The sequence below is a fragment of the Azotobacter salinestris genome (assembly GCF_009363155.1).
GTDB lineage: Bacteria > Pseudomonadota > Gammaproteobacteria > Pseudomonadales > Pseudomonadaceae > Azotobacter > Azotobacter salinestris.
Window position 1 is genome coordinate 2,860,043 of record NZ_CP045302.1, and the last position, 19,885, is coordinate 2,879,927.

22 protein-coding genes are annotated in these 19,885 nt (G+C 67.9%); 12 read left to right on the top strand and 10 right to left on the bottom strand.

The genetic code is table 11. The annotated features are described in order from the left end of the window. Window positions 1-27 precede the first annotated feature (27 nt). Window positions 28-1,572 carry a nitric oxide reductase transcriptional regulator NorR gene (gene norR, locus GCU53_RS13300; protein ID WP_152388041.1) on the top strand — a complete coding sequence of 515 codons (1,545 nt, stop codon included), beginning with the start codon at window positions 28-30 and terminating at the stop codon, window positions 1,570-1,572. 86 nt (window positions 1,573-1,658) lie between these two features. On the opposite strand, the gene grxD is transcribed toward norR, so the two are convergent. The 8 genes from grxD to nifL form a co-directional block, all read right to left on the bottom strand. Next, window positions 1,659-1,988: a Grx4 family monothiol glutaredoxin gene (gene grxD, locus GCU53_RS13305; RefSeq protein ID WP_152388042.1), complete on the bottom strand. Its 330-nt coding sequence runs from the start codon at window positions 1,986-1,988 to the stop codon at window positions 1,659-1,661. Between the two features lie 9 nt (window positions 1,989-1,997). After that, window positions 1,998-2,360 carry a rhodanese-like domain-containing protein gene (locus tag GCU53_RS13310; protein WP_152388043.1) on the bottom strand — a complete coding sequence of 121 codons (363 nt, stop codon included), beginning with the start codon at window positions 2,358-2,360 and terminating at the stop codon, window positions 1,998-2,000. Beyond that, window positions 2,357-2,944, bottom strand: coding sequence for a nitrogen fixation protein NifQ (locus tag GCU53_RS13315; protein WP_152388044.1), 588 nt, complete (start codon window positions 2,942-2,944; stop codon window positions 2,357-2,359). Before GCU53_RS13315 ends, GCU53_RS13310 begins: the two co-directional genes overlap by 4 nt. Continuing rightward, window positions 2,944-3,387, bottom strand: a complete 444-nt coding sequence (locus tag GCU53_RS13320) for an ArsC/Spx/MgsR family protein (protein ID WP_152388045.1) — start codon at window positions 3,385-3,387, stop codon at window positions 2,944-2,946. The genes GCU53_RS13315 and GCU53_RS13320 overlap by 1 nt, the downstream gene beginning before the upstream one ends. Window positions 3,388-3,399: 12 nt before the next feature. Further along, window positions 3,400-3,678 (bottom strand): 4Fe-4S binding protein, encoded by a 279-nt coding sequence (locus GCU53_RS13325; RefSeq protein WP_152388046.1) that lies wholly within the window; start codon window positions 3,676-3,678, stop codon window positions 3,400-3,402. Window positions 3,679-3,719: 41 nt separating this feature from the next. Beyond that, window positions 3,720-5,132, bottom strand: a complete 1,413-nt coding sequence (gene nifB / locus GCU53_RS13330) for a nitrogenase cofactor biosynthesis protein NifB (RefSeq protein ID WP_244306758.1) — start codon at window positions 5,130-5,132, stop codon at window positions 3,720-3,722. Window positions 5,133-5,517: 385 nt separating this feature from the next. Beyond that, on the bottom strand, window positions 5,518-7,086 hold the full coding sequence (gene nifA / locus GCU53_RS13335) for a nif-specific transcriptional activator NifA (RefSeq protein ID WP_152388048.1): 1,569 nt from the start codon (window positions 7,084-7,086) through the stop codon (window positions 5,518-5,520). Between the two features lie 19 nt (window positions 7,087-7,105). Further along, the gene (gene nifL / locus GCU53_RS13340) at window positions 7,106-8,665 is read right to left on the bottom strand and encodes a nitrogen fixation negative regulator NifL (RefSeq protein ID WP_152388049.1); all 1,560 of its coding nucleotides are present in this window, start codon (window positions 8,663-8,665) and stop codon (window positions 7,106-7,108) included. A gap of 429 nt (window positions 8,666-9,094) precedes the next feature. Between nifL and rsxA the strand changes: the two genes are divergently transcribed. Genes rsxA through GCU53_RS13385 form a run of 9 tightly spaced genes read left to right on the top strand, consistent with a single transcriptional unit; the run spans window position 9,095 to window position 15,726 of the window. Beyond that, on the top strand, window positions 9,095-9,667 hold the full coding sequence (rsxA, locus tag GCU53_RS13345) for an electron transport complex subunit RsxA (RefSeq protein WP_152388050.1): 573 nt from the start codon (window positions 9,095-9,097) through the stop codon (window positions 9,665-9,667). Between the two features lie 49 nt (window positions 9,668-9,716). Next, window positions 9,717-10,241, top strand: coding sequence for an RnfABCDGE type electron transport complex subunit B (locus tag GCU53_RS13350; RefSeq protein WP_152388051.1), 525 nt, complete (start codon window positions 9,717-9,719; stop codon window positions 10,239-10,241). A gap of 20 nt (window positions 10,242-10,261) precedes the next feature. Then, complete coding sequence (rsxC, locus tag GCU53_RS13355; protein ID WP_152388052.1) at window positions 10,262-11,776, top strand: electron transport complex subunit RsxC; 1,515 nt, start codon at window positions 10,262-10,264, stop codon at window positions 11,774-11,776. Continuing rightward, the gene (locus tag GCU53_RS13360) at window positions 11,773-12,873 is read left to right on the top strand and encodes an RnfABCDGE type electron transport complex subunit D (RefSeq protein WP_152388053.1); all 1,101 of its coding nucleotides are present in this window, start codon (window positions 11,773-11,775) and stop codon (window positions 12,871-12,873) included. The genes rsxC and GCU53_RS13360 overlap by 4 nt, the downstream gene beginning before the upstream one ends. Next, window positions 12,870-13,559 (top strand): electron transport complex subunit RsxG, encoded by a 690-nt coding sequence (rsxG, locus tag GCU53_RS13365; RefSeq protein WP_152388054.1) that lies wholly within the window; start codon window positions 12,870-12,872, stop codon window positions 13,557-13,559. Before GCU53_RS13360 ends, rsxG begins: the two co-directional genes overlap by 4 nt. Before the next feature lie 13 nt (window positions 13,560-13,572). Continuing rightward, a complete protein-coding gene (locus GCU53_RS13370) occupies window positions 13,573-14,292 on the top strand; it encodes an electron transport complex subunit E (RefSeq protein ID WP_152388055.1) in 720 nt (239 codons plus the stop codon). Window positions 14,293-14,314: 22 nt separating this feature from the next. Next, complete coding sequence (locus GCU53_RS13375) at window positions 14,315-14,578, top strand: RnfH family protein (RefSeq protein ID WP_152388056.1); 264 nt, start codon at window positions 14,315-14,317, stop codon at window positions 14,576-14,578. 24 nt (window positions 14,579-14,602) lie between these two features. Further along, window positions 14,603-15,334, top strand: a complete 732-nt coding sequence (locus GCU53_RS13380) for a dinitrogenase iron-molybdenum cofactor biosynthesis protein (RefSeq protein WP_152388057.1) — start codon at window positions 14,603-14,605, stop codon at window positions 15,332-15,334. Beyond that, entirely contained in the window at window positions 15,331-15,726 is a 396-nt protein-coding gene (locus tag GCU53_RS13385; RefSeq protein ID WP_152388058.1) for a NifB/NifX family molybdenum-iron cluster-binding protein, read from the top strand. The genes GCU53_RS13380 and GCU53_RS13385 overlap by 4 nt, the downstream gene beginning before the upstream one ends. 250 nt (window positions 15,727-15,976) lie before the next feature. Here GCU53_RS13385 and GCU53_RS13390 read toward each other — a convergent pair whose 3' ends face one another. Both GCU53_RS13390 and GCU53_RS13395 read right to left on the bottom strand, forming a co-directional pair. Then, on the bottom strand, window positions 15,977-16,675 hold the full coding sequence (locus GCU53_RS13390; RefSeq protein ID WP_208845249.1) for a potassium channel family protein: 699 nt from the start codon (window positions 16,673-16,675) through the stop codon (window positions 15,977-15,979). Further along, window positions 16,665-17,993 carry a TrkH family potassium uptake protein gene (locus tag GCU53_RS13395; protein ID WP_152388060.1) on the bottom strand — a complete coding sequence of 443 codons (1,329 nt, stop codon included), beginning with the start codon at window positions 17,991-17,993 and terminating at the stop codon, window positions 16,665-16,667. The genes GCU53_RS13390 and GCU53_RS13395 overlap by 11 nt, the downstream gene beginning before the upstream one ends. Window positions 17,994-18,355: 362 nt before the next feature. Between GCU53_RS13395 and modA the strand changes: the two genes are divergently transcribed. Further along, a complete protein-coding gene (modA, locus tag GCU53_RS13400; RefSeq protein ID WP_152388061.1) occupies window positions 18,356-19,144 on the top strand; it encodes a molybdate ABC transporter substrate-binding protein in 789 nt (262 codons plus the stop codon). After that, window positions 19,141-19,836, top strand: coding sequence for a molybdate ABC transporter permease subunit (locus tag GCU53_RS13405; protein ID WP_152388062.1), 696 nt, complete (start codon window positions 19,141-19,143; stop codon window positions 19,834-19,836). Before modA ends, GCU53_RS13405 begins: the two co-directional genes overlap by 4 nt. Window positions 19,837-19,885: the final 49 nt, after the last annotated feature.

The window sequence follows — 19,885 nt, forward strand, 5'->3', positions numbered from 1 at the left end:
CAGTCGATATGACACAGTGTTATCCAGATGACTACACCTCCGCTGCTCGACGCCTTCCTCCCGCTGGTCGCCGACCTGACCCGCGAACTGCCCGAGGCCGAACGCTACCGGCGCCTGCTCGGCGCCCTGCGCCGGCTGCTGCCGGCCGATGCCGCGGCGCTGCTGCGCCTGGACGGCGACACCCTGGTGCCGCTGGCGGTGGACGGGCTGAGCGCGGACACCCTGGGCCGGCGCTTCCGTCTCGACGAACAGCCGCGCCTGCGCGCGCTGCTGGCACAGCGCGGCGCCACCCGCTTCGCCAGCGACTGCAGCCTGCCGGACCCCTATGACGGCCTGGTCGAGGGGCTCTCCAGCCAGCTGCAGGTCCACGACTGCCTCGGCTGCCCGCTGTACCTGGACGAGCGCCCCTGGGGCCTGCTGACCCTCGACGCCCTGGACCCGGCGCGCTTCGACGGCATCGACCTGGCCACCCTGGAGGCCTTCGCCAGTCTGGCCGCCGCCACCGTGCAGGCCGGCGAGCGGATCAGCGCACTGACCCGCCGCGCCGAGCGCGACGAGCGGCTGATGCAGGCCTATCGCGAGGCCGCCGACCGTCAGGGCAACCACGAGCTGATCGGCCAGAGCCGCGCCCACCGGCGCCTGCTGCAGGAGATCGCGGTGGTCGCCGGCAGCGACCTGAGCGTGCTGGTCAGCGGCGAGACCGGGGTCGGCAAGGAGCTGGTGGCGCAGGCCATCCACGCCGCCTCGGCGCGCGCCCACAAGCCGTTGATCAGCCTGAACTGCGCGGCACTGCCCGACACCCTGGTGGAAAGCGAGCTGTTCGGCCATGTGCGCGGCGCCTTCTCCGGGGCGGTGACCGAGCGCAGCGGCAAGTTCGAGCTGGCCGACGGCGGCACGCTGTTCCTCGACGAGGTCGGCGAGCTGCCGCTGGCGGTGCAGGCCAAGCTGCTGCGCGTGCTGCAGAGCGGCCAGCTGCAGCGGGTCGGCTCCGACCGCGAGCACCGGGTGGACGTGCGGGTGATCGCCGCCACCAACCGCGACCTGGCCGGCGAGGTGCGCGCCGGGCGCTTTCGCGCCGACCTCTACCACCGCCTCAGCGTCTATCCGCTGCCGGTGCCGCCGCTGCGCGAGCGCGGCCGCGACGTGCTGCTGCTGGCCGGGTACTTCCTCGAGGAGAACCGCGCCCGCCTCGGCCTGCGCGGCCTGCGCCTGAGCGCCGAGGCCCAGGCGGCGCTGCTCGCCTACGACTGGCCGGGCAACGTGCGCGAGCTCGAGCACCTGATCGGCCGCGCCGCGCTCAGGGCCATGGCCGGCGGCGAGCAGCGGCGGATTCTCAGCATCGGCGCGGAGCTGCTGGATCTGCCGGCCGCGACGGACAGTGAGGCGCCGGCGGCCGCCGCCGCCCTGGCGCCAGCGATCGATGACCTGCGCCAGGCGGTGGAGCGGTTCCAGCGCGAGCGGATTCTCGCCGCCCTCGAGGCCCACGGCCACAACTGGGCCGCTGCGGCCCGTGCGCTCGGCGTGGACCGCGCCAACCTGCATCGCCTGGCCAGGCGTCTGGGGCTGCGTTGAGACGTAGAGGGGGGAGGGCGCGTAAAGACAGCGCCCGACGCCCGCCACCGTGGGGATCGGTGGGGACGCCGGGCGCTGAGAACGGGTCAGGCCTGGGCGGTGGCCTTTTCCAGCAGCTCCTTCAGGCTGCCGTCGGCTTCCATCTCGAGGATGATATCGCAGCCGCCGATCAGCTCGCCGTTGACGAACAGCTGGGGAAAGGTGGGCCACTGGAAGAGCTTCGGCAGCTTCTCGCGGATGTGCGGGGCGGTCAGCACGTTGACGTAGGCGAAGGGCTTGCCGATCTTGCTGAGGGCGCCGACGGCCGCGCGGGAAAAGCCGCATTCCGGCGCCGCGGGGGTGCCTTTCATGTAGAGGATCACCGGGTTCTCGGCGATCTGCTTGCGAATGCGTGCTTCAGTGTCCAGTACTTGCATGGTTCTCTCCTATCCCAGCAGGGCTGCGGCTTGCCGCGCGCGGAGGGCGCGCGTCTTGGCCGCTTGCTGCGGCCTGGCCTTCCAGGCGGCATAGCCACCTTCCAGGCTGTAGCAGTTGATGAAGCCGAATTCGGCGAACAGGTGTGCCATGTCCGGGCTGGAGGCGCCATCGGCACAGCAGAAGATCAGGTGCACCTGCTTCGGGGTGACCTTCAGCAGGGTGCGCAGATTCAGGTCGTTGAGATGGATGGCGCGCGGATCGTGGCCCTGGCAATAGGCGCGGGCGTCGCGGGTGTCCAGCAGCATGACGCTGTCCTGGCCGGCCAGCAGGGCTTCGGCCTGCTCGGCGGCGATACGGGCGAATCGAGTCATACTTCTGCTCCAAAACAGTCGTGATGAGAAGGGCACTGCGCGCAGCTGGGGGCGCGGCAGACGTAGCCGCCGTCCTGCTCGCACAGCTGCTTGTAGAGAAATTTCTTCCAGCGCATGTTGTTCACGTTGCGCTCGGCGAGGCTGGGGAAATTGTGCGTCAGCAGGGTCCTCAGGCTCTCGCGGGTCTCGAGCCCCAGGTCGCGCCACAGGTGGTCGCCGCCGAGGCAGGCGGCGGCGACGATGCTCGCCATCCAGGCCTCCTCCGGGGCGTCGCCGCAGCGGCTGCCCAGCAGCAGGTTGCGCAGCTCCTCCCATTCGTCGCGGCGCATCTCCAGCAGGTCTTCGCGCAGCTCGCTGCATTCGTGGGCCAGCGAGCCCAGGCTGGCGCTGGTCTGGTCGGCCAGCGCGGGAAAATGGGTCCGGATCAGCTCGGCGTAGCTCTGCTCGTCGAGGCCCAGATGAAACGGCAGGCAGCTCAGTCCGCTGCGCTGCGACTGAACGATGCGCTCCAGCCAGAGACGGTTGGCTTCTTCATGGCGCACGGCTTGCGGGGCGGCCTCCTGACGGGCCACGGCATCGCTCATTACTGGCTCCCTGCCGCCAGGCAGCCGATCGAATTCTGGCCGACCGCGCACTTCTCCAGGTCGTTGTCGGCGTCGGGCAGGTCGTTCTTGGCGGGCAGGTGGGTGCACAGCTTGACCAGATCGAAGCCGGCCATGTACTGCGCACCGTAGCGGATCAGCGGGCGACGGATCAGGGCCGGGTGGGCCAGCATCAGCTCGAGCGCCTGGCTGGCGCTCAGCTGCGTGGGGTCCAGCTCGCCGTACTTGATCGCCGGCGCCGAGCGGTTGAACCACTCGGCCACCGGCCGATCGCCGAAGAAGGGCCGCAGGCGCTCGGGCGTCCAAGGCTCGCTGAGCAGGTTGCGGACCTCCAGCTGCAGGCCAGCCGAACGCAGCAGTTGTCTCTGCAGGCGGTTGGTGGCACAGCCGGGTTTCTCGTAGAAGACGATGCTGGTGCTGGTCATGGCTTGCTCTCCTTAGCGGGCCTGGATTTCGCGCATGGCCTCGGCCAGGCGCTCCGGGGGAATCCCGGTCAGCGAACCCGGCGGGTTGGCCGGCGTACCGTCGGCGAGCAGGATAGCGCCCTCGATCGGACAGATGCTCGCGCACTGCTTCTCTTCGTAGTCCCCGTCGCACTCGGTGCACTTGCTCGCACTGATCTTGAAATGCGTGCTACCCAGGGAGATCGCTTCGCTCGGACAGACATCGACACACGCCCAGCAATTGACACAGGATTCCACAATTTTCAGCGCCATCACGCACCTCCACGCAATCCTCGAACTGTCTCGTACCCTGCTCAGGCCTTGGCCTGCAGCAGGGCTCCGTCATTCTCCAGCCGACCCGACTCGATCATCTCCAGATAGACCGCCATGACCGCCTCCTCGATCGGCTCCATGGCGTGTTCGCCATTGGGCTGGATGCCGGCGGCTTCCAGATCGCCCCAGGGCTCGAAGCCGACCTTCGAGCAGAGCACCGCCTCGCACCCCTTCAGGGCGCGGATGCTGCCGGCGAGCGCACTTTCCTTCTCGCCGCAGGTGTCGTTGCCGACGCAGTACTGGTCGACCCGGCGGTGGCCGATGAAGCGCACCCCGGACGGCGAGGCTTCGTACACCAGGAACTCGGTGGCATGGCCGAAGTGCTGGTTGATCAGGCCGCCGCCGCTGGTGGCCACGGCCATCAGTACCGAACGGTAGCGGCCGGTCGTGCCGTTCTGGACAGATGCAACAGACAGGCCAGCCAGCCGTGCCTTCTTCGCGGACTTCTCATCCAGCTCTTCCTTGATCGCTGCGTGGATGGCGGCGCGCTTGACCATCGCCGCCTCGTAGTCGATCTCCATCGACTCGATCTTGTCCAGGGTGAACTCGTCGCCGCGGTCCTCGCCGAGCATGCCGACCGCGTCGGCGCGGCACTGACGGCAATGGCGCATCATGTTCATGTCGCCGGCGCAGGCGTCCTGCAGGTCCTGCAGCTCTTCCGGCTCGGGGCTGCGCTGGCCCATCACGCCGTAGAAGGTGCCGTGTTCGGCCTCGGCGATCAGCGGCATGACGTTGTGCAGGAAGGCGCCCTTGGCCTTGACGATCTTGCTCACTTCCTTCAGGTGCTCGTCGTTGACCCCGGGGATCATCACCGAGTTGACCTTCACCAGGATGCCGCGCGCGACCAGCATCTCCAGACCCTTCTGCTGCTGCTCGATGAGGATCCTGGCTGCCTTGACGCCGCGGATGCGCTTGTTGTTCCAGTAGATCCACGGATAGATCTTGGCGCCGATCTCCGGGTCCACGCAGTTGATGGTGATGGTGACGTGGTCGATGTTGTGCTTGGCCAGCTCCTCGACGCACTCCGGCAGGGCCAGACCGTTGGTGGAAACGCACAGCTTGATGTCCGGGGCCTGCTCGCTGAGCATGCGGAAAGTCTCGAGGGTGCGCTGCGGGTTGGCCAGGGGGTCGCCGGGGCCGGCGATGCCGAGCACGGTCATCTGCGGGATGGTAGCGGCCACGGCCTTGACCTTCTTGACCGCCTGCTCGGGGCTCAGCACTTCGGACACCACACCCGGACGCGACTCGTTGGCGCAGTCGTACTTGCGGTTGCAGTAGTGGCACTGGATGTTGCAGGCAGGCGCCACCGCCACGTGCATGCGCGCGAAGTAGTGGTGCGCGTCTTCCGAATAGCACGGATGGTTGTGCACCTTCTCGCGAATGTGTTCCGGCAAGTGGGAGAGCTGATCGTTCGTGCTGCCGCAGCCACTTGAGGAACAGCCGCCAGCGCTGTGCTGCCCCCCATTGTTTTGCCCAAGTACGCTCAGTTCCATGTTCTGTCTCCGGCTGAGAGAGTCTTTACCCCAAAAGCCGAGCAATACCCGTGCCGATTATTTAAGTGATTGTTTATGAAGGATTTATTTGAAAATGTGGGGCTCGGTTTGTCGCGCAACGGACAAATCCGCACGGTCCTTCGCGCGCTTCTGTACGACAAGCGACAAGTGCGGCGGGCGGGGAAGAGGGGGCGATGTCCGTCATGGGCAGGCGCCCGTGCCGGATCAGGGGAGAGGCGGGGAAAGGGGAGGGGAGAAGCCGGCCATCCATTGCCGGAGGTTCCCGTCAGATCTTGCGCATGTGGATGTTGAGGGTCTGGATGCGGTAGGCGATCTGCCGCGGCGTCATGCCCAGCAGCCGCGCGGCCTTGGCCTGTACCCAGCCGGCCTGCTCGAGGGCGGCGATCACCCGTTCGCGGTCGTCCAGGCTCTCGTCGGCCAGGTTGACCTCGGGCAGCGGCGCGGCGAGCGGCGGGCTCTCGTTGTCGACCCCGGTCAGCGAGACCACGTCGCGGGTGATGGTGCCGTCCTCGCTCATGATCGCCGAGCGCTCCAGGCAGTTCTCCAGCTCGCGCACGTTGCCCGGCCAGCGGTGGCTCATCAGCAGGCGGATGGCGCTGTCGGTGACGGTCAGCGGGCGGCCCTGCTGGCGGCCGATCTTGGTGAGCAAAAATTCCGCCAGCTCGGGAATGTCGGCGGTGCGTTCGCGCAGCGGCGGAATGCGGATGGCCATGACGTTCAGGCGGTAGTAGAGGTCCTCGCGGAACTTGCCCTTCTCCACCTCGCTTTCCAGATCGCGGTTGGTGGCGGCGACGATCCGCACGTTGACCCGCACCGTCTGGTTGCCGCCGACCCGCTCGAACTCGCCCTCCTGCAGCACGCGCAGCAGCTTGGCCTGGAACATCGGCGAGATCTCGCCGATCTCGTCGAGGAACAGGGTGCCGCCGTCGGCCTGCTCGAAGCGTCCCTTGCGTTGCTTCACCGCGCCGGTGAAGGCGCCCTTCTCGTGGCCGAAGAGTTCGGACTCGAGCAGGGTTTCCGGCAGCGCGGCGCAGTTCAGGCGCACGAAGGGGCGGTGCGCACGCGGCGAGTTGTAGTGGATGGCGCTGGCGATCAGCTCCTTGCCGGTGCCGGATTCGCCGAGCACCAGCACGGTGCTGTTCCACTTGGCGACCCGGCGGATCTGGTCGAACACCCGGCGCATGGTGGGGGTGTGGCCCACCACCATGTTCTCGAAGCCGTACTTGCCGCGCACCTCGCGGCGCAGCTCGTCGCGCTCGTCGGCGGCCTCGCGGCCGTCCTCGATGTTCACCACCAGGCGCACGGTCTGCGCCAGCAGGTTGGCGACGATCTCCAGGAAGCGCGTGCGCGCCGGCATGTGCTCGTCGGCGCGGCAGTCCGGCTGGGCCGCCAGCACGCCGATGGTGTTGCCCTCGGGGTTCTTGATCGGCACCGCGATGAACGGCATTTCCAGGTCGTACAGCGCCAGGCGGTCGAGAAAGCGCGGGTCGGCGGAGATGCGGCCGAGCACCACGCTGTTGCCGTGCTTGAGGACGTTGCCGATCACGCCTTCGCCGCTTCGGTAGCGCACGCCTTCGCAGGCCTGGGCCACCGCTTCGGAGTCGGTGTGGATGGCGCCGATCTGCAGGGCGCTGTGCTCCGGGTCGGAGATGGTCACCAGACCGTGCAGCAGGCCGAGGTCGTTGTGCAGCACGGCCAGGACCTGCTCGAGCAGCTCGTCGATCTGCTGTTCGCGGCTGAGCGTGCGGGCGATGCTCGCCAGGGCCTGCAATTGGAGGTCATAGAGTTCGACCGGGGTCTGTTTGGCCGAGCGCTGAGGGATGGTTGCATTCATGGGCATTCCCTGTCGCTGTTCAGGTGGAGGCCGAGAAGGGCAGCTCGACGACGATCCGGCAGCCCTCGCGATAGTCGGTGTCTACGTGCACCATGCCGGCGTGCTTGGCGACGATCTCCTGCACCACCGGCAAACCCATGCCGCGTCCGACGCGATGCGGCGGCTTGGTGCTGAAGAACGGCTCGAACACCTTGAGCACCAGCTCGGGCGGAATGCCCGGGCCGCTGTCGGTGATCTCCATGCGCACCAGGTGGTTTTCCACGCGAGTGCTGATGAACAGCTCGCGGCGGCTGACCTGGTTCTGGCTCATGGACTCGATGGCGTTCTCGACCAGGTGCTTGATCATGCTGCGCAGGCTGCTTTCGCCGCCCATCACCCAGGGCAGGCGCAGCGCCGGCTGCCAGTCGACGACGATGCCCTGCGCCAGCAACTGGTCGGTGCACAGGGTGATCACCTCGCGGATCAGCTGGTTGAGGTTGACCGGCATCTTGGACTCGGCCATGCGCACCGGAATGGAGCCGCTGAGGTTCTCCAGTGCCTCCATACCGGCCGCGCTGGCCTCGCGCATGGCGCTCAGCACCGGATCGTTCTCGGCCTTGTCGCCGAGACGCCGCTCGAGCATGCGCATCGCCGCGCTGATCAGGTTGACCGGGCCCTGCAGGCGGTGGATGGCGGCATTGAAGGTCTCGCGCATGCCCTCCAGCAGCTCCTCCTCGGCCATCAGCGCCTTCAGCGCGTTGAGCCGCGAGTCCTGCTGCTTCTGGCGCAGCTCGGAGATGTCGTTGATGGTCAGCAGCAGGTAGCGCTCCTCGGTGGGGGTGAAGAACACGTGGGCCTGCTCGTCCTCGATGTGGATGGCCCGGCCGTGGCAGGACAGCCAGCGCGGCGAGCGGCCGCCCAGGTCGAAGGAGATCTCCTTGCCGGAGAAGGCGGTGCCCTGGTTCTCCAGCTTCTCGAAGGGGGTGGCGAGGTTTTCCCGCAGCAGCGCCACCAGGCTCTCGCTGGCGCCGTCCTCGACCAGGTCGCGGGCCAGGCGGCAGAAGCTCGGGTTGGACAGCACCACCCGATGCTGGCGGTCGAGCACCACCATCGCCGCCGGGGCGGCGTTGACCACCGCCTCGATCATCAGACGCTGGTTGTTGACGCGCTGCTCCAGCTCGTGCAGCTCGCTGGTGTCGCGGTGCATGCCCAGGTAGTAGATGGTCTCGCCGGTCTCGTCGAGCACCGGCGCCACGGTCAGTTCGGCCAGGTACAGGCTCTGGTCCTTGCGCCGGTTGACCAGCACGCCTGACCAGGGCTTCTTCTGCGCCAGCCGGCCCCACAGCGCCTGGTAGACCAGGCGCGGCGTGGTGCCGTTGGAGAGGATCGATTCGTTCTTGCCGAGCACTTCCTCGCTGTCGTAGCCGGTGATGCTGCGGAAGGCGCGGTTGGCGTAAAGGATGTTGGCCTTGAGGTCGGTGATGGAAATGGCGATGGGCGCATGCTCCACCGTCTGGCGAAAGATCTCGGGGAGCAGCTCGTCGCTCTCGGCATGAGGCTCTTGCGGCTCGTTGCTCAGGGTCGGGTTGGCCGGGGTCATGCTGTGCCTCGTCTATCCAAGGGAACCGGCGAGCGCAGGGTGCGCGTCGGCCGGCATGGCGCGTTGGGCCTGAAAAAAATTAGCAAATCCTGTGCCGCATATCGAACGCCCGCACCCGCCGGATTGCTCGAAAACGCCGCGGAACAGGGGATCTTCGGGGTGGTTGCCCGCTAGCTGTGCGAAAGCGCACAAGCCGGGCGGCAGGCTCCGTAACGAGCTGTCACAAACCTTACAAAACCGGGTGCGTCGGGTGGATAGGCGGTCGGTGTCGCGAAGCTCTTTATTGATTTAGGTCAATTTTCTTGGGGCCTGCAAGGCGGAGCTGCGCAAAGTTTGAGCGCTGGCATGCTTGATGCAAAAAGCTCTCGGCAAAAGAGTGCGCCCGACAAAGGTGCATCGCCGAGATTCAGCCGAGTAGGTGAGGTCGCTATGGAGTACGTTTTGTTTCTGTTGGGCACCGTGCTGGTTCACAACGTGGTGCTGGTGAGCTTTCTGGGCCTCTGTCCGTTCATGGGCGTGTCGAGCAAGCTCGAGCCCTCGATCGGCATGGCCGTGGCCACCACCCTGGTCATGACCCTCGGCGGCGCCAGCAGCTGGCTGCTCGAACACTACGTGCTGCTGCCGCTGGGCATCGGCTTCATCCGCATCCTCGCCTACATCGTGGTCATCGCCGGCATGGTGCAGCTGATCGAGCTGATCATCCGCAAGGTCAGCCCGCCGCTGCACCGCTCGCTGGGCATCTATCTGCCGCTGATCACCAGCAACTGCGCCGTGCTCGGCGTGCCGCTGCTCAGCGTGCGCGAAGGCCACGACCTGACCATGGCCGCGCTGTTCGGCCTGGGCTCGGGCCTGGGCTTCTCGCTGATCATGATCATCTTCGCCGGCCTGCGCGAGCGCCTGGCCCTGGCCAACGTGCCGGCCGCCTTTTCCGGCCCGCCGATCGCCTTCGTCACCGCCGGCCTGCTGGCCCTGGCCTTCATGGGCTTCGGCGGCCTGATCTGATTCTGACACTGGACGGCCGGCACGACCGGCGACGAGAGGAGGGCAAATTATGGTAGTGGCAACTCTGGCGCTGGCAGCGATGGGCGTGCTCCTGGGCGGTGGCCTGGGCTTCGCGGCCCGCAAGTTCGCGGTGACCGACGAGAACCCCCTGATCAAGGAGGTCAACGAGCTGCTGCCGGGCAGCCAGTGCGGGCAGTGCGGCTTCCCCGGCTGCGGCGCCGCCGCCGTGGCGATGGTCGAGGGGACCGCCTCGGTCACCTGCTGCCCGCCCGGCGGCGCGGCCCTGGCCGAGCGGCTCGCCGAGATGCTCGGCGTGAGCGTGGATACCAGCCAGATGGCCGCCCCCCTGCTGGCCAAGGTGGTGGCTTCGGAGTGCATCGGCTGCACCCGCTGCTACCGCGCCTGCCCCACCGACGCCATCGTCGGCGCCAGCGGACAGATCCACGTGGTGCTGGAGGATGCCTGCACCGGTTGCGGCAAATGCCGCGACGCCTGTCCGGAAGACTGCGTCCTGATGGTCCCGCAGGAGCAGACCCTGGACACCTGGCGCTGGGACAAGCCCGCCGCCGCCTGAGCCGATTACGGAGCCTTCGCATGTACTTCAATCTTTCCAGTATCCGTGGCGGCATCCATCCGGCCGCCCACAAGGATCTCTCGGCGGCGCTGCCCATCGGCAGCCTGCCGCTGCCGCCGCGCCTCTACCTGCCGCTGCGCCAGCATGCCGGGGCCGAGGCCCTGCCGCTGGTCAAGGTCGGCGACACGGTGCTCAAGGGCCAATTGCTGGCCTTCCCGCCCTCGGAAGTCTCCGCACCGGTACACGCGCCCACTTCGGGACGCATCGTCGCCGTGGGGCCGATCACCGCGCCGCATCCGTCCGGCCTGACCGCCAACGGCATCGTTCTCGAGAGCGACGGCGAGGATCGCTGGATCGAGCTGGAGGTGCCTGCCGATCCCTTCGCCGAAGACCCGCTGGTGCTCGCCGACCGCGTCGCCCAGGCCGGCATCGTCGGCCTCGGCGGGGCGATCTTCCCGGCGGCGGTCAAGCTCAAGCAGGGCACCCGCCACGAGATCAAGACCGTGGTGGTCAACGGCAGCGAGTGCGAACCCTACCTGACCTGCGACGACCGCATCATGCGCGAGCGCGCCGAGGCCATCGTCGACGGCGCCCGGCTGATCCAGCACATCCTGCGCGCCTACAGCGTGGTCATCGCCATCGAGGACAACAAGCCCGAGGCGCTGGCCGCCATGCGCGCCGCCGCCGAGCACTTCGGCGCCGTCGAGGTGCTGGCGGTGCCGGCGCTCTATCCCATGGGCTCGGCCAAGCAGCTGATCCAGGCGGTCACCGGCCGTGAGGTGCCGGCCGGCGGGCGCAGCACCGACGTCGGCGTGCTGGTGCACAATGCCGGCACCGTGTACGCCATCCAGCAGGCCCTGCGCTTCGGCCGCCCGCTGATCTCGCGGGTGGTCACGGTGTCCGGCGCCTGCGTGAAGACCCCGCAGAACCTCGACGTGCTGATCGGCACCCCGGCCCAGGCGCTGATCGACGCCTGCGGCGGCCTGACCGCCACCCCCGAGCGGCTGCTGCTCGGCGGGCCGATGATGGGCACGGTGCTGCCCTCCACCCAGGTGCCGGTGATCAAGGGCGCCACCGGCCTGCTGGCGCTGGCCGGGCACGAACTGCCGAACAAGGACCCGGCGCCCTGCATCCGCTGCGCCAGCTGCGTGGACGCCTGCCCGATGGGCCTGACCCCGCTGGACATGGCCCTGCACGCCCGTGTCGACGACTACGACAGCGCCAGCGAATACGGCCTGCGCGACTGCATCCTCTGCGGCTGCTGCTCCTACGTCTGCCCCTCGCACATCCCGCTGGTGCACTACTTCCAGTACGCCAAGGGCCAGCAGGACGAGCGCCGCAGCGCCGCGCGCAAGACCGAGCACATCAAGCGCCAGACCGAGGCCCGCGCCGCGCGTCTGGCAGAAGAAGAGGCCGCCAAGGCCGCCGCCAAAGCCGCCAAGGAGGCGGCCAAGGCGGCCAAGGAAGCCGCCAGGGCCGCCAAGGCGAAAGACACCAAGCCGGCTGGCGAGCCGAACAGTGAGGTAGAGTCATGAGCACCATCAGCGTCGCGGCGGGGCCGTTCGCCCACGACCGCTCCTCGGTCAACCGCATCATGCTGGACGTGTGTCTGGCGCTCGCGCCGGCCACCCTGTTCGGCCTGGTGATGTTCGGCTGGCCGGCGATCAACCTGTGGCTGGTCACCTGCATCAGCGCCGTGGCGACCGAGGCCGCCTGCCTGCGCCTGCTCGGCCAGCCCATGCGCCGCCTGCTGGACGGCTCGGCCCTGCTCACCGGCTGGCTGCTGGCGATCTCCCTGCCGCCGTGGGCGCCCTGGTGGATCGGCGTCGGCGGCAGCCTGTTCGCCATCGGCATCGGCAAGCAGCTCTACGGCGGCATCGGCCAGAACATCTTCAACCCGGCCATGCTGGCGCGCGTCGCCCTGCTGATCGCCTTCCCGTTGCAGATGACCACCTGGGCGCTGCCCCATCCGCTGTTCTCGTCCGCGGCGCCGGGCTTCATCGACAGCCTGGCGATCACCTTCGCCGGCGCCCCGCTGGCCGACGGCATGACCGGCGCCACCGCGCTGGGCAACCTGAAGACCGAGCTGACCCTCAACCGCACTGCCCAGGACATCCTTGGCGAAAGCTTCAACGTGATCTCGGCGCTGTTCGGCAGCACGGCCGGCAGTCTCGGCGAAACCTCGGAACTGCTGCTGCTGGTCGGCGGCGTGTGGCTGGTGCTGCGCCGCATCATCCACTGGGAAATCCCGGTGGCCATGCTGGCCAGCGTGTTCGTGATGGCGGTCTTCGCCTATCTGATCGACCCCGAGCGCTATGCGGGCGGGCTCTATCACCTGACCTCCGGCGGCCTGATCCTGTGCGCCTTCTTCATCGCCACCGACCCGGTCACCTCGCCGATCAGCCGCGTCGGCCGGCTGATCTTCGGCGCCGGCTGCGGCGTGCTGATCTACGTGATCCGCACCTGGGGCAGCTTCCCCGAGGCGGCCGCCTTCGCGGTGCTCTTCATGAACTCGCTGACCCCGCTGATCGACCGCTACTGGCGGCCGCGCGCCTACGGCCGCAACGCCCGGGGCAAGCCGCTGGTCGCCGCCAAGTGGACCAGCCAGGTTAAAGAGGTGGACAAGGTATGAACGACACGACTATCACCCCGGCCGAGGAGGCCGCCGCGTCCGCCGAGACGGTCGCGGGCAAGCCCACGCTCCTCGAACGCCTGGAAAAGTGGCGTCCGATGGTGGCCTACCAGAGCCTGTCGCTGGGTGTGGTCTGCGGCCTGGTGGCCATGGCCCTGCTGATCGCCAACTTCCTGACCCACGACACCATCGAGGCGCAGATGCTCGAGGACCGGCTGGCCACCCTGCGCCAGGTGGTGCCCGACGAGCTGTACGACAACAACCCGCTGGCCGACGGCTTCAAGGTGCAGGATGCGGAACTCGGCGAGGTCGAGGTCTACCCGGTGCGCCTGCAGGGCAAGCTCACCGCGGTGGTCTTCCAGGGCAGCAACATCGGCTATGGCGGCCCCATCGAGCAGATGATGGCCGTCGACGCCCAAGGCAGGATCCTCGGCGTGCGGGTGCTGGCCCACAAGGAAACCCCCGGCCTGGCCGACAAGATCGAGGCCTCGCGCAGCGACTGGATCAAGGTCTTCGACGGCCTGTCGCTGGACAACACGGCGCTGGACAAGTGGAAAGTGAAGAAGGACGGCGGCCAGTTCGACCAGTTCGCCGGCGCCACCATCACCCCGCGCGCGGTGGTCAAGACCGTGCTCCAGGGCCTGCAGTTCCAGGCCCGGCATGCCGATCAGCTGAAAGCCGAGTAAGAGGAGCCCAACCATGAGTGAATGTGCAGCACCCGCCGCCGGCGCACCTGAAAAGAAGAAGGTGCCGTGGCACTACTTCAACTCGGCCCTGTGGGATTACAACGTCGCCCTGGTGCAGATGCTCGCGCTCTGCCCGGCGCTGGCGGTGACCACCACCGCCACCAACGGCCTGGGCATGGGCCTGGCCACCACCCTGGTGCTGATCTGCACCAACGCGATCATCTCCTCGATGCGCCACACCATCTCCCCGGAGGTGCGCAACCCGGTGATGATCGGCGTGATCGCCGGCGTGGTAACCCTGATCGACATGGCGATGAACGCCTGGATGCACGAGATGTACAAGGTGCTCGGCCTGTTCATCGCGCTGATCGTGACCAACTGCGCGGTGCTCGGCCGGGCCGAGTCCTTCAGCACCAAGAACGCGGTGCTCCCCTCGGTGCTCGACGGCGCCGGCATGGGCATCGGCTTCACCTGGGTGCTGGTGGTGATCGGCGGCATCCGCGAGATCCTCGGCAGCGGCACTCTGTTCGCCCAGGCGTCCTCGCTGCTCGGCCCGCATTTCGCATGGCTGGAGATCACCGTGATCCCCGACTTCCAGGGCATCCTGCTGGCCATCCTGCCGCCGGGCGCCTTCATCGTCCTGGGCTTTTTGCTGGCCGCCAAGCGGGTGATCGACCGCAAGCGTGCCGAACGCCGGCAGAAGACCCACGGCGAGCTGGTGGTCCTGCAGTAACCGGCCGAGGAGTGAGAGCAAGATGAGAGTTTCAGTGGTATACGCCGATCCGGCCAAGCCCCTCCAGCTCAGCTGCAAGGTCGAGGACGGCTGCAGTGTGGAGCAGGCGATCGAGCAGTCCGGCGTACTGCGCTGCTGCCCGGAGATCGACCTGAAGAAGCAGAAGGTCGGAGTGTTCGGCAAGTTCGTCAAGCTGGACAGTGCGCTCAAGGATGGCGACCGTGTGGAGATCTACCAGCGCATCACGCGGGTGGATGACGATGACGACGACGATGATGACGATTGAGTTCTGTCGCCCAGGAGGCCGCTTATGGTAACCCCCGTGAACATGAGTCGCGAAACCGCGCTGCGCATCGCCCTGGCTGCCAGGGCTCTGCCCGGTACCACGGTCGGCCAGTTGCTGGAGATCCTGCACCAGCAGATCGACGGTCCGCTGACCGAGGAGAGCCTGCAGGGCGTGAGCGTCACCGACCTGAAGATCGGCCTGGCCGGCTCCGAGGAAGACGTCGACATGCTCGACACTCCGATGACGGCGCTCAAGGATGCGGTGCGCATCCTCTGGGGCGAGGCCGAGGTCGACAGCCTGCCCCAGCCGGTGAGGCTGGAGCGCATGCCGGAAGGCTCGATCCGCGTGGCCATCGCCTCCAACAACGGCGAGCAGCTGGACGGGCACTTCGGCTCCTGCCTGCGCTTTCTCGTCTACCAGGTGAGCGCCAAGGAGGCCACGCTGATCGACATCCGCTCCACCCTGGACGTGGCGCTGGCCGAGGACAAGAACGCCTGGCGCGTCGAGCAGATCCAGGACTGCCAGGTGCTCTACGTGGTGTCCATCGGCGGCCCGGCGGCGGCCAAGGTGGTCCGCGCCGGCATCCATCCGCTGAAGAAGCCCAAGGGCTGCGCGGCGCAGGAGGCCGTTGCCGAGCTGCAGTCGGTCATGGCCGGCTCGCCGCCGCCGTGGCTGGCCAAGCTGGTCGGCGTCGGCGCCGAGGAGCGGGTGCGCTTCGCCGTGTCCGACGATGAGGAAGAGGGGAGCAGGGCATGAGCGAGGAACGCCGACTGATCGCCGTGGCGGTCGATCGCCAGGGCCGCGTGGCCGACCATGCCGGACGCGCCCAGCGCTGGGAGGTGTTCGACGTCTGGCCGGGCCAGGCGCCGGTGAACATCTATGCCATCGAGCTGGCGGAGAAAGCCGTCCTGCACAACTGGCACGTCACCGACTACCCCGAGCGCCATCCGCTGCACGGCATGGACCTGGCCATCGCCGCGACCGCCGGCGAGGGGGTCATCCGCCGTCTCGGTGAGCGCGGGGTGACCCTGCTCACCACCGGCGAGAGCGACCCGGAGCGGGCGGTCAAGGCCTGGCTGGCCAACGAGCTGCCGCCCGGCAAGCCTCACGACGAGCACTCCTGCGGTGGCGAAGGGCACCAGCACTAGGTGCCGACTCCCGGGGGCGGCGGTCACGCCGCCCCTTGCCGAACATCCTCCTTCCCTCGCTCTCCGACACCTCGTCCACTGGAATCGGTCGGGCCGCGCAGGTCGGACACGCCTCGTGCTCGCGCTGGCCAACAACCTGTCGGTCCTCTTGGATTCCAGACGCAACGTCCACCGTGCTGCTGGGCGACCGCCCGCCGCGTATCGCCGGGCGCAGGCGCCCTGGGAGCGGGCAGCAGCGCGCCCGGCGGCCTCAGGGCCTGGTCTGGCCCGCGAATGCCTGGATCTGGTGCGTCGAGCCGGACACGATCAGAAGATCCCCGGGCAGGATCAGGGTGTCGGGCTTCGCATGCTGGAAATTCTCATTGGCGCGCTTGAGGCCCACGACCGTCACACCGTATTTCCCGCGCACGCTGGACTCGGCGAGCCGCAGGTTGTGGGTCGGCGCCGGGGCGTGGATCTTGGCGATCGCGAAGCCGTCGTCGAATTCGATGAAGTCCACCATCCGCCCGGAGATGAGGTGCGCCACGCGCTCGCCCATGTCCGCTTCCGGATAGACCACATGGTGTGCGCCGATGCGCTGCGCGATCTGGCCGTGCTCGGCGGTCAGCGCCTTGGCCCAGATATCCTTGATGCCCAGTTCGCTCAACGCCATGATCGTCATCAGGCTGGCCGCCAGATCGGTGCCGATGCCGACGATCGCATGGGAGAAGTCCGCCACGCCCAGCTGGCGCAGGACCATGGTGTTGGTGGAGTCGGCCTGCACCGCGTGGGTCAGCAGGTCCGCCCAGGCATGCACCGGCTCGGGATCGCGGTCGATGCCCATCACGTCGTGGCCCAGCCGCATCAGCGAGCGGGCCACGGAACTGCCGAAGCGGCCCAGGCCGATCACCACCACGCTGTCGCCCTTGGAGAAGGCGAATTGCTCGGTAAACAACAACTTAGCCAACAATGGGATGTTCCTCTGGATAGCGGTAGGGCATGCGGTGCTCGCCGAGCGCCAGCGAGGCCGCAAGGGTGATGGTGCCGACCCGTCCGGCGTACATCAGCAGCGTCAGCATGAGCTGGCTCGACTCGGGGAGGTCGGCGGTGATCCCGGTGGACAGGCCGACGGTGCCGAAGGCGGAAATCACCTCGAAGATGACCTGGTCGGTGGGCAGGTCGGTTTCCCGCAGGATGACCAGCGTGCCCAGCACGATCAGCGCGCTGCCGAGCACCAGCACCGTGATCGCCTGGCGCTGCGCCGAGCTGCTGAAGCGCCGCCCGAAGGCCTCGCTGTCGGTGCGTCCGCGCACCTCGGCGATGACCAGCAGGGCCAGGATGGCGGCGGTGCCGACCTTCACCCCGCCCGCGGTTCCCGCGCTGCCGCCGCCGATGAACATCAGGAAGTAATGCAGTGCCCAGCTCTCCTGGGTGAGCGCGCCGATGTCAAGCGCGTTGAACCCGGCCGTGCGTGCCGAGACCGAGGCGAAGAGCGCGGAAAGCAGCTTGTCCGGCAGCGCCATGGGCCCCAGGGTCCCCGGGTTCGTCCACTCGAACAGGAGCAGGCCCAGAAAGCCGCCGAGCAGCAGGATGCCGCTGCCGGCGAGGGTGAGCTTGGTGTGCAGCGACCAGTGGCGGGGATCGCGGAACCTGTTGCGCAGGTCGCTGAGGGCCGGAAAGCCGATGCCGCCGATGACGATCGCGGCCATGATCGGCAGCAGGATCAACACATCCGTGGCATAGCCCATCAGGCTGTCGGCATGGATGGAAAAGCCGGCGTTGTTGAACGCCGAGACGGCATGGAACAGGCCGCTCCACGCGGCCTCGCCCCAGGACAGGCCGTAGGCCTGATGCAGCCTGAGCGTCAGCAGCAGGGTCACCGCCAGCTCCAGGGCGAAGGTCACCACCAGCACCAGCCGGGCCACGCTGGAAATGCTGCCCAGCCCCAGCGAGCGGGATTCGGCCTGGGCGACCAGCTTGGTGCGCAGCCGGAAGGAGCGGTTGACCAGCAGGCCGAGCAGGGTCGCCACGGTCATCATGCCGAAACCGCCGAGCTGGAACAGCACGAGGATCACCACCTGGCCGAAGGTCGACCAGTAGGTGCCTGTGTCCACCACGACCAGTCCGGTCACGCAGACGGCCGACACGGCGGTGAAGAAGGCCGTCGTCCAAGGTGCGGAAATGCCCTCGGCATGGGCCGCGGGCAGCATCAGGAGGGCGGTGCCGGCGAGGATCGCGGCCAGAAATACCAGCGCCACGGCCCTGGCTGGATGCAGCAGGGCTTTCATTTGCTGGTTGCCGATAGGGTCGGGGGAGCAGGCGTGCGTTTCATCTCGTGGAGGGGGGTTTCCCGGAGAAGGACGCGAGGGTACGCCCGGAAGAAAGCCGATTCAACCCGGGGCGGCGGTACCCGGCTGGGCCATCGATGCAGGCGCGCTGTTTCCGGGCTGGATGGCTGTCGGCTTTCCGACATCCTGTTTATATGTATTGTTATGCATATAACAATTTTCGTGATTCGAGCGAAATCAGGTTTTTATCCTTATTAAGTATTTGATTTTTAGAGTGATAAATTTCGTCTGGTAATGGCTACTGGCTGGCATTGTGCGTGCTTTCTATTTTTTTTATATATAGAAACAGGAGCCATAGCCGCATGTACCTGCCCACCTTTTCCCTGCCCGACCTGTGCCGCGGGGGTCGCCGTCATGTGCAGGCCCTGCGTCTCTGGTTGGCGCTTGTCTGTCTGCTCGTTGCCGGCGCCCTGCCGGCCTCTGCCGCCGAGTCGCTGACCATCGCCGCCGGGGCCGGCTACAAGCGCCCGGTGAGCGAGCTGGCCGCCGCCTTCGAGCGCCGCAGCGGCATCCGCGTCGAGCCCTTCTTCGGCAACATGGGCCAGGTATTGGCGCAGGCCCGCCAGAGCGACCGGGTGGCCGTGGTGTTCGGCGACCAGGCCTTCCTCGAGGGCGCTGGACAGCCCGCCTTCGTCCGCTACCTGCCGGCCGGAAAGGGCCGGCTGGTACTGGTCTGGCCGACCGGCCGGACGCTGACCGGGCCGGAGGATCTGCTCGGCCCGGCTTTCGCCCGCATCGCCCTGCCGGACGAGCGCCATGCGGTGTACGGCAAGGCCGCCAGCCAGTTCCTCGCGCGCAGTGCCCTGGCCGGGAGGCTCGAGGGCCGGCTGATCAGGGTGGCCAATGTGCCGCAGGTCTCGGCCTATCTGGCCAGCGGCGAAGTCGATGCCGGCTTCGTCAACCTCACCGATGCCCTCGGCGTGCGCGAGCGCATCGGCGGTTTCCTCGAGATCGACCCGCGTCTGTACGACGAGATCCGCATCGTCGCCGGCGTCGTAGAGGGGCGCGAGAGTCTGCCCGGCGTCGCGGCGCTGGCCGAGTACCTGGCCAGCCCCGAGGCCCGGGCGATCCTGACCCGGCACGGCCTGTGAGCGAGCCGCTGCGGTCGCTGGCCGGCGTGCTCGCCGAGCCGCTGGTCGCCGATGCCCTGCGGCTGACCGCCGAGGTGGCGCTGGCCAGCCTGGCGCTGCATCTGCTGCTCGGCTTGGCGCTGGGCTATGCCCTGGCTCGGCCGGGCTGGGCCGGGCGCGGTCTGGTCGATGCGCTGGTGACCCTGCCGCTGGTGTTCCCGCCGGTCGCCACCGGCTTCCTGCTGCTGATGCTGCTCGGCCGGCACGGCCCGCTCGGCGCCTGGCTGGGCGAGGCTTGGGGCGTGGAGGTGGTGTTCTCCTTCTGGGGCGTGCTGATCGCCTCGCTGATCGCCGGCCTGCCGCTGGTGGTCAAGCCGGTGCATTCGGCGCTGGAAAGTCTCTCCGCTCGTCTAGGCGAAGCGGCCCGGGTGCTCGGCAAGGGCGAGCTGGAAATCTTCCTGCGCGTGCTGCTGCCGAACATCCGCGGGCCGCTGGTCGCCGGCCTGGTGCTCGGCCTGGGGCGCTCGCTGGGCGAGGTGGGCATCACCCTGATGCTCGGCGGCAACGTTTCCGGGCGCACCACCACGGTGTCGCTGGAGATCTTCAACGCGGTCGGCGGCGGCGAGTTCGAGCGCGCCGCCGTGCTGTCGCTGCTGCTCGGCCTGGTCTCTTTCGCCCTGTTCGCCGTGCTGCGCCGGCTGGGGGCCCTGTAGCGGCCGACGGCCTTTGCGTTTCCCGAGCCTTTTCGATTGCGGCGCCGAG

What these genes read in the sequence shown, in the direction of transcription:
- norR (WP_152388041.1), top strand. Translation starts at nt 28, where the DNA reads ATGACTACACCTCCGCTGCTCGACGCCTTCCTCCCGCTGGTCGCCGAC.
- grxD (WP_152388042.1), bottom strand. Translation starts at nt 1,988, where the DNA reads ATGCAAGTACTGGACACTGAAGCACGCATTCGCAAGCAGATCGCCGAG.
- GCU53_RS13310 (WP_152388043.1), bottom strand. Translation starts at nt 2,360, where the DNA reads ATGACTCGATTCGCCCGTATCGCCGCCGAGCAGGCCGAAGCCCTGCTG.
- GCU53_RS13315 (WP_152388044.1), bottom strand. Translation starts at nt 2,944, where the DNA reads ATGAGCGATGCCGTGGCCCGTCAGGAGGCCGCCCCGCAAGCCGTGCGC.
- GCU53_RS13320 (WP_152388045.1), bottom strand. Translation starts at nt 3,387, where the DNA reads ATGACCAGCACCAGCATCGTCTTCTACGAGAAACCCGGCTGTGCCACC.
- GCU53_RS13325 (WP_152388046.1), bottom strand. Translation starts at nt 3,678, where the DNA reads ATGGCGCTGAAAATTGTGGAATCCTGTGTCAATTGCTGGGCGTGTGTC.
- nifA (WP_152388048.1), bottom strand. Translation starts at nt 7,086, where the DNA reads ATGAATGCAACCATCCCTCAGCGCTCGGCCAAACAGACCCCGGTCGAA.
- nifL (WP_152388049.1), bottom strand. Translation starts at nt 8,665, where the DNA reads ATGACCCCGGCCAACCCGACCCTGAGCAACGAGCCGCAAGAGCCTCAT.
- rsxA (WP_152388050.1), top strand. Translation starts at nt 9,095, where the DNA reads ATGGAGTACGTTTTGTTTCTGTTGGGCACCGTGCTGGTTCACAACGTG.
- GCU53_RS13350 (WP_152388051.1), top strand. Translation starts at nt 9,717, where the DNA reads ATGGTAGTGGCAACTCTGGCGCTGGCAGCGATGGGCGTGCTCCTGGGC.
- rsxC (WP_152388052.1), top strand. Translation starts at nt 10,262, where the DNA reads ATGTACTTCAATCTTTCCAGTATCCGTGGCGGCATCCATCCGGCCGCC.
- GCU53_RS13360 (WP_152388053.1), top strand. Translation starts at nt 11,773, where the DNA reads ATGAGCACCATCAGCGTCGCGGCGGGGCCGTTCGCCCACGACCGCTCC.
- rsxG (WP_152388054.1), top strand. Translation starts at nt 12,870, where the DNA reads ATGAACGACACGACTATCACCCCGGCCGAGGAGGCCGCCGCGTCCGCC.
- GCU53_RS13370 (WP_152388055.1), top strand. Translation starts at nt 13,573, where the DNA reads ATGAGTGAATGTGCAGCACCCGCCGCCGGCGCACCTGAAAAGAAGAAG.
- GCU53_RS13375 (WP_152388056.1), top strand. Translation starts at nt 14,315, where the DNA reads ATGAGAGTTTCAGTGGTATACGCCGATCCGGCCAAGCCCCTCCAGCTC.
- GCU53_RS13380 (WP_152388057.1), top strand. Translation starts at nt 14,603, where the DNA reads ATGGTAACCCCCGTGAACATGAGTCGCGAAACCGCGCTGCGCATCGCC.
- GCU53_RS13385 (WP_152388058.1), top strand. Translation starts at nt 15,331, where the DNA reads ATGAGCGAGGAACGCCGACTGATCGCCGTGGCGGTCGATCGCCAGGGC.
- GCU53_RS13395 (WP_152388060.1), bottom strand. Translation starts at nt 17,993, where the DNA reads ATGAAAGCCCTGCTGCATCCAGCCAGGGCCGTGGCGCTGGTATTTCTG.
- modA (WP_152388061.1), top strand. Translation starts at nt 18,356, where the DNA reads ATGTACCTGCCCACCTTTTCCCTGCCCGACCTGTGCCGCGGGGGTCGC.